Source organism: Sphingomonas arabinosi, from assembly GCF_036663715.1.
Taxonomy (GTDB): Bacteria; Pseudomonadota; Alphaproteobacteria; order Sphingomonadales; family Sphingomonadaceae; genus Sphingomonas.
Window position 1 is genome coordinate 1 of the sequence record NZ_JAXOJN010000049.1, and the last position, 2518, is coordinate 2518.

Annotated in this window: 3 protein-coding genes; all 3 read left to right on the forward strand. The window is 65.8% G+C overall.

Features of this window, described 5'->3' with window-relative positions:
• Positions 1 to 147: 147 nt before the first annotated feature.
• Positions 148 to 534 (forward strand): IS66-like element accessory protein TnpA, encoded by a 387-nt coding sequence (tnpA, locus tag U1708_RS20545; RefSeq protein WP_332748142.1) that lies wholly within the window; start codon positions 148 to 150, stop codon positions 532 to 534.
• Positions 531 to 878 carry an IS66 family insertion sequence element accessory protein TnpB gene (gene tnpB, locus U1708_RS20550; RefSeq protein WP_043061529.1) on the forward strand — a complete coding sequence of 116 codons (348 nt, stop codon included), beginning with the start codon at positions 531 to 533 and terminating at the stop codon, positions 876 to 878. The genes tnpA and tnpB overlap by 4 nt, the downstream gene beginning before the upstream one ends.
• Positions 879 to 939: 61 nt before the next feature.
• Entirely contained in the window at positions 940 to 2493 is a 1554-nt protein-coding gene (gene tnpC, locus U1708_RS20555) for an IS66 family transposase (RefSeq protein WP_332748145.1), read from the forward strand.
• Positions 2494 to 2518 lie beyond the last annotated feature (25 nt).

A 2518-nucleotide genomic window follows, 5' to 3' on the forward strand; every position in this document is an offset into this window, starting at 1 on the left:
GTAAGCGTGGTCTGAAGGTCGCCTTGTAGGCGGAGCGTTCAACGGGTTGATGGCGGCTCTTTGAACGGGGCCGTGATGTCAGACGAGACTATCGAACCAGCGGCAGGTGTAGCGAGTAGTCATACGACCGGTCGTATGAGTGGTCGTATGGAGATTGTCGGTCGGGTGTCGGGTCGACGCCGCTGGACGGTCGAGCAGAAGCTGGCGATCCTACGCGATGCGTTCGGGCCGGATGGGTCGGTCAGGGCGGCGGTCGAGCGTCACGAGGTCGGCAGCGGCGCGATCTACACGTGGCGGCGTCAAGCTATGTCAGGTGCACTGAGCGGAGTGCCGGCCCGGCCCCAGACCGCATTTGCTGAAGTCCGGATCAGCGAGCCGCCCGTGATGCTGTCGGCGCCGCCCGCCGAGGTGGCAGCGGACGCCCGGACCACGGGGCAGATCGGCATCGAGCTGCCTTCGGGTGTCCGACTGACCGTCGACGGCACGGTCGACGCCGAGGCGCTATCGCGTGTGATCAGCGTGCTGGCGCGATGATCCCGCAGCCGACATCGACGCGGATATTCCTGGCGTGCGGCGTCACCGACATGCGCAAGGGCTTCGACGGCCTGGCGGTATTGGTGCAGCAGGTGCTCCGGGAGAAACCTCATTCAGGTGCGCTGTTCGCGTTCCGCGGCAAGCGCGGCGACCTGATCAAATTGCTGTGGTTCGACGGTCAGGGACTCTGCCTGTTTTCGAAGCGGATGGACCGGGGGCGTTTCGTCTGGCCGGTGACCGCGACCGGCACAGTGGCGCTGACATCGGCGCAGGTGTCGATGCTTCTGGAGGGCATCGACTGGCGCCGCCCAGAGCGGACATGGTCACCAACATTGGCCGGCTGAAAACATAGCTTTTCCGCCATTTTTGCTCGTGTGAGAGTGCGCGAACTGCTATGAAAATGAGGTGTCGCAAGCCCCTCTTGCCCCCTCTGATGCCGAGGCGCGGATTGCCGTGCTGGAGGCGTCGCTCGCCCGGGCCAATGCAGCACTTGCCGCCCGCGACCTGCTCATCGAGACACTGCGTGGGCAGATCGCCCGGATGCGGCGGATGCAGTTCGGCGCATCCTCCGAGAAGCTGACGCGCGAGATCGCCCAACTCGAACTCGCGCTCGAGGAACTGGAAACCGAGAGCGCAGTCCCGGAGATCGGCGTGGCCTTGTCAGACACGCCCGGGCGACCGGCACCAGTCCGTGCGTTGCCCGACCACCTGCCACGCGAGGAGGTCGTCCACGAACCCGCCTCCGGCGCCTGCACATGCCCGGACTGCGGTGGTGCGCTACGCCGCCTCGGGCAGGACGCCCATGAGATGCTCGACGTCCTGCCGGTGCACTGGCGCGTGGTGCGGAACGTCCGACCGAAATATAGCTGCCGGACGTGTGAGAAGATCGTCCAGGCGGCTGCCCCGGTGAAGGCGGTCGCCCGCGGGAAGGCGACATTTGCAACGCTGGCGCATGTCGTCGTCTCGAAGTTCGAACATCATCTGCCGCTTTACCGGCAGTCCGAGATGATGGCCGCCCAAGGTCTGGACATCGACCGCTCGACGCTGGCGGGCTGGGTCGGCCAGGCAGCAGCGCTGCTCGACCCCATCGTCAGCCGCATCCGCGATGAAGTGCTGAAAGGCGACAAGATCCATGCCGACGACACGCCAGTTCCCGTGCTCGACCCCGGCCGTGGACGCACCGCGACCGGGCGGCTGTGGGTCTATGCGGTCGACGACCGCGCCTCCGGCAACACGACCCCGCCTGCGACATGGTATCGCTTCACGACCGACCGCACCGGTGCACACCCGCAAACCCATCTTGCCGGATTTCGAGGTTTCCTCCAGGCTGACGCCTATGCCGGTTACGACGGGCTCTATCGAAACGGCGCCACCGAAGTCGCATGCTGGGCCCATTTCAGGCGCAAGGTGTTCGATCTGCACGAGCGGGTTGCCACGCCGCTGACCACCGACATTCTTGAACGCATTGGTACCTTGTACAGCATAGAAGCCGAGGTCCGCGGCAGGCCGCCCGACGTGCGGCTGGCGGCGCGGCAGAACCGGACGAGGCCGCTGGTCGATGCGCTGCGCGAGATACTCGACGCAGCACTGCGCCGGCTGTCGCCGAAGTCCGACATGGCCAAGGCTATTGCCTATGGCACGAAGCGATGGCTCGCGCTGTGTCGCTTCCTCGATGACGGGCGCCTGGAGATCGACAACAATATCGCCGAACGTGCGCTGCGCGGCGTTGCCGTCGGACGACGCAACTGGCTGTTCGCCGGTTCGAAAACGGGCGGCGAGCGTGCCGCAGCGATCTACACCGTCATCCAGACCTGCAAGGCCAATGGCGTCGACCCGCAGGCCTACATCGCCGACGTCACTGGGAAGATCGCAGCTGATTGGCCAGCGGCGCGATGGGACGACCTCATGCCCTGGAACTGGGCCCAACAGCCTGCGAAGCCGGTAGCACAAGCTGCATAGTCCGCGGCCTGCCGGCCACGCTTAC

Coding starts and splice junctions, on each gene's coding strand:
- tnpA (WP_332748142.1), top strand. CDS start 148: ATGGAGATTGTCGGTCGGGTGTCGGGTCGACGCCGCTGGACGGTCGAG.
- tnpB (WP_043061529.1), top strand. CDS start 531: ATGATCCCGCAGCCGACATCGACGCGGATATTCCTGGCGTGCGGCGTC.